This is a genomic window from Streptomyces sp. NPDC058964 (assembly GCF_042741275.1).
In the GTDB taxonomy this organism is placed as follows: Bacteria; Actinomycetota; Actinomycetes; order Streptomycetales; family Streptomycetaceae; genus Streptomyces.
Genome location: NZ_JBHYKH010000635.1, coordinates 1 through 4,603 on the forward strand (window position 1 = coordinate 1; position 4,603 = coordinate 4,603).

The 4,603-nt window shown below is 67.0% G+C and carries 4 protein-coding genes; 1 reads left to right on the forward strand and 3 read right to left on the reverse strand.

Annotated features, from left to right (window positions below; translation table 11 throughout):
• Nucleotides 1-83: 83 nt before the first annotated feature.
• Genes ACFW2E_RS41925 through ACFW2E_RS41935 form a run of 3 tightly spaced genes read right to left on the reverse strand, consistent with a single transcriptional unit; the run spans nt 84 to nt 2,799 of the window.
• Nucleotides 84-884, reverse strand: a complete 801-nt coding sequence (locus ACFW2E_RS41925; protein WP_384475942.1) for an amino acid ABC transporter ATP-binding protein — start codon at nt 882-884, stop codon at nt 84-86.
• Nucleotides 881-1,810, reverse strand: coding sequence for an amino acid ABC transporter permease (locus ACFW2E_RS41930; protein ID WP_384475944.1), 930 nt, complete (start codon nt 1,808-1,810; stop codon nt 881-883). The genes ACFW2E_RS41925 and ACFW2E_RS41930 overlap by 4 nt, the downstream gene beginning before the upstream one ends.
• 32 nt (nt 1,811-1,842) lie before the next feature.
• On the reverse strand, nt 1,843-2,799 hold the full coding sequence (locus ACFW2E_RS41935) for an ABC transporter substrate-binding protein (protein WP_384475947.1): 957 nt from the start codon (nt 2,797-2,799) through the stop codon (nt 1,843-1,845).
• A gap of 553 nt (nt 2,800-3,352) precedes the next feature.
• On the opposite strand from ACFW2E_RS41935, the gene ACFW2E_RS41940 reads away from it, so the two are divergent.
• Nucleotides 3,353-4,576: an NADP-dependent malic enzyme gene (locus ACFW2E_RS41940; RefSeq protein ID WP_384475950.1), complete on the forward strand. Its 1,224-nt coding sequence runs from the start codon at nt 3,353-3,355 to the stop codon at nt 4,574-4,576.
• Nucleotides 4,577-4,603: the final 27 nt, after the last annotated feature.

A 4,603-nucleotide genomic window follows, 5' to 3' on the forward strand; every position in this document is an offset into this window, starting at 1 on the left:
TCTAACCCCCCCCGGCCGCCGGGCGCGGGGGCTGGCAGCGGGGCGTCCCGCACACCCCCCCCCCCCCTTCTCGCGGTGGAGCGTCAGAGCACCTTGGACAGGAACGACTTCGTCCGGTCGTGCTGCGGGTTCGTCAGGACGTCACGCGGGTGGCCGGACTCGACCACCACACCGTCGTCCATGAACACCAGCGAGTCGCCGACCTCACGCGCGAAGCCCATCTCGTGCGTGACGACGATCATCGTCATGCCGTCCTCGGCCAGGTCCCGCATCACGTCGAGGACCTCGCCGACCAGCTCCGGGTCGAGAGCCGAGGTGGGCTCGTCGAAGAGCATCAGCTTCGGCTGCATCGCCAGCGCGCGGGCGATGGCGACACGCTGCTGCTGGCCGCCGGAGAGCTGCGCCGGGTAGTGGCCCTTGCGGTCACCGAGGCCCACCCGGTCCAGCAGCCGCTGCGCGCGTTCCCGGGCGACCGCCTTGGACTCGCCCTTGACCTGGACCGGCGCCTCCATGACGTTCTCCAGGGCCGTCATGTGCGGGAAGAGGTTGAAGCGCTGGAACACCATGCCGATGTCCCGTCGCTGCGCCGCGACCTCCTTCTCCTTCAGCTCGTAGAGCTTGTCGCCCTTCTGCCGGTAGCCGACCAGGTCGCCGTCGACGTACAGCCGGCCGGCGCTGATCTTCTCCAGGTGGTTGATGCACCGCAGGAAGGTGGACTTGCCGGAACCGGACGGGCCGATCAGGCAGAACACCTCGCGCGGGTTCACCTCCAGGTCGATGCCCTTGAGGATGTGCGCGAGCCCGAAGGACTTGTGCACGCCCTCGGCCCTGACCATCGGCGCGCCGCTGCTCGGCGGCGTGATGTCCTTGCTGAGACCGGTCATCGGGCCACCTCCGGGCGGCGGAACGAACCGAACATTCGGAGGTTCTTCTTCAGGCGCTGGAACGGGGTCGGCGGCAGGTTGCGCGTCGAACCACGGGCGTAACGGCGTTCGACGTAGTACTGGACGATGCTGAAGATCGTGGTCAGGAACAGGTACCAGATACAGGCTACGAAGTACATCTCGACGACCGCCAGCGAGGTGCTGGAGATGTCCGTGGCCTTCTTGATCAGCTCTGGGAGCTGGACCGCGTAGGCCAGCGACGAGGTCTTCAGCATGTTGATGAACTCGTTGCCGGTCGGCGGGATGATGACCCGCATCGCCTGCGGGAGGATCACCCGGCGCAGCGTCTTGCCCTGGGTCATGCCCAGCGCGTGCGACGCCTCCGTCTGTCCCTCGTCGACCGACTGGATGCCGGCGCGGACGATCTCCGACATGTACGCGGCCTCGTTCAGGCCGAGTCCCAGCAGCGCCGTGAGGACCGGAGTCATCACCTGGTTCATCTCGTCCTTGTAGAACCCCAGGTTCAGGATGGGGAAGACGAGCGAGATGTTGTACCAGAGCAGCAGCTGGACCAGGACCGGGGTGCCGCGGAAGAACCAGATGTAGAACCAGGCCACGGTGCTGGTGACCGGGTTCGACGACAGCCGCATCACGGCGAGGATCACGCCGAGGACGACGCCGAGCACCATGGCCAGCACGGAGATGTACAGCGTGGTCCAGGCGCCCGAGACGATGCCCGGATCGAAGAGGTAATCGGGGATGATGCTGTAGTTGATGTTCGCGTTGGAGAACGCGATCCCGATCAGCACCACGATGGCGATGACCACGACCCCGGACACCCAGCGGCCGTAGTGCCGCACAGGAATGGCCTTGATCTGCTCCGGCGGCAGCGTCGGCGCCGGAATCTTGTCGACCGGATCAGTCACAGTGACAGCCCTTCAGTGTTGCTCGAAGCTGTTCAGGAGCCGCCGTTGGTCTTCGCCTCGGTGACCGCACCCTGCGTGACGTTCCACTTCTCCAGGATCTTCTGGTAGTCGCCGTTCTTGATGATCGCGGCCATGGCGGCCTGGAGGGCGTCCCGCAGCTGGGTGTTCTCCTTGCCGACCGCGATGCCGTACGGACCGGCCTCGATCTGGTCGCCGACGACCTCGAAGTCCTTGCCGCCGCCGGAGGTCTTCGCGTTGTAGGCCGCCACCGGGAAGTCGTTCAGGTCGGCGACGGACGCACCCTGCTTCAGACGGAGCAGCGCCTCGGGGTCGGTGTCGAAGGTCTGCAGGTCGATGGCCTTCTTGCCGTCCTTCGTGCACTTCTTGCTCTGCGCCTTGGCGATGCCCTCGGACGTGGTGCCCTTCTGCAGGGCCACGACCTTGCCGCACAGGTCGTCGAGCGACTTGATGCCCTTCGGGTTGCCCTTCTGGACCAGGATCGAGGTGCCGGCGGTGAAGTAGTCGACGAAGTCGACGCCGTTGCCGACCTTCTTGCCGGTGTCGGAGTCGACGCCGTTCTGGCGGTCCTTGGTGTCGTTCATCGCCGACATGAGCACCTGGAACCGCTTGGCCTGCAGGCCCACGATCAGGTTGTCGAACTTGCCGTTCTGGAACTCGAACTTCACGCCCAGCTGCTTGCCGAGGGCGTCGGCGACGTCCGGGTCGATGCCGACGGCCTTGCCGCCCTGCATGAACTCGACCGGCGGGTACGCGATGTCGGAGCCGACCTTGATGACACCGGCCTTCTTGATGTCGGCGGGGAGCTTGTCGGCGAGCGGAGCCGAGGCGGACGAGCTGGAGCCGCCGTCGTTGCCCTTGTCCGTCTGGTCACCGCAGCCCGTGAGGATCAGGGCGCCTGCGACCGCGATCGCACCGACCGCTGCAGTCCGGGTGCGGGCGGTCGTACGACGGGTGGAGCTTGCGGTCATGGTGGTTCCTCCGGCGAAAGGGGTGGAGATGCCGTTAGGTCGACGACAACACACACCTTCGGGTGTCGCGACCTCGTGGGTTTACGGCATCTTGCCATTCGGTCTGCGCCATTCAGGGGACTCGCTATGTCAAAATCGGATAACGGGTGACCCCCGAACCCGCATCAGGTTGGCGCATCAGGCCGGACCGTCTGCGGGAATCCCTGGTCCCGACCGAAATTCCTTCGGTGCATCTCACCATGCGGTCGGTGCTTGCCCGGACGTTCGCCATCGTGCACGGGTCGCTCCATCCCGCCTCGACGTCGCCTCGATGTCATCAGGACGTGACCTTCTAGTCCCGTGATGTGACCTTGCACCTAATGGACTCGTCGTCGGCCCTGTCGTCGGGTAAGAAGGTTCTTTACACCCCTCATCCGGGGCTCAGGGCGCGTGTGCGGCGCGCCCGTCGTGTACGACCCGTACGTATCAGGCAATCGGGTCGTATGCGGTCCCGCCCACTCTTCACCAGGAGTGGTCAACCCTCAAACCATGAATATTTAAGGGGTAAAACGAAGTGGCAGCGGAGATCGTCAATCCTCGCAGCGACAGCAGTACGGAGCAGGACGGCGGGGCCGAGCCCCTCGATTCCTTCGATCCGGCGTTCGCGCTGCACCGCGGCGGCAAGATGGCTGTGCAAGCCACCGTGCCGCTGCGCGACAAGGACGACCTGTCCCTCGCGTACACGCCCGGCGTCGCGCGCGTGTGCACCGCGATCGCGGAGCAGCCGGAGCTGGTCAACGACTACACGTGGAAGTCGTCCGTGGTCGCGGTCGTGACCGACGGTACGGCCGTCCTCGGGCTCGGGGACATCGGCCCCGAGGCCTCCCTTCCGGTGATGGAGGGGAAGGCGATCCTTTTCAAGCAGTTCGGCGGCGTGGACGCCGTCCCGATCGCGCTCGACTGCACCGGCGTCGACGAGATCGTGGAGACCGTCGTCCGGCTGGCCCCGTCCTTCGGCGGGGTGAACCTGGAGGACATCTCGGCGCCGCGGTGCTTCGAGATCGAGCGCAAGCTCCAGGAACGGCTGGACATCCCGGTCTTCCACGACGACCAGCACGGTACGGCGGTCGTGACGCTGGCGGCGCTGCGGAACGCGGCGCGGCTGAGCGGTCGCTCGATCGGCGACCTGCGGGCAGTGATCTCGGGCGCCGGCGCGGCCGGTGTCGCCATCGCGAAGATGCTGGTCGAGGCCGGTATCGGAGATGTCGCGGTGGCCGACCGCAAGGGCGTCGTGTCGGCCGACCGGGAGGATCTGACCCCCGTCAAGCGTGAGCTGGCCGGGTTCACCAACAAGGCGGGCATCACCGGTTCGCTGGAGGACGCGCTGGCGGGCGCCGACGTCTTCATCGGCGTCTCCGGCGGTACGGTCGCCGAGGCGGCGGTGGCCTCCATGGCGGAGGGCGCCTTCGTGTTCGCGATGGCCAACCCGAACCCCGAGGTGCACCCCGACGTCGCGCACAAGTACGCGGCGGTCGTGGCGACCGGGCGGTCGGACTTCCCGAACCAGATCAACAACGTGCTGGCGTTCCCCGGGATCTTCGCGGGCGCGCTGCAGGTGCGGGCCTCCCGGATCACCGAGGGGATGAAGATCGCGGCGGCGGAGGCGCTGGCCGCTGTCGTCGGCGATGATCTCGCGGCCGACTACGTCATCCCGTCTCCGTTCGACGAGCGGGTCGCTCCCGCGGTGACCGCGGCGGTCGCCGCCGCCGCGCGCGCCGAGGGCGTCGCCCGGCGATGAGCCGTGAATGGCCCCGTCCCTCCGGAG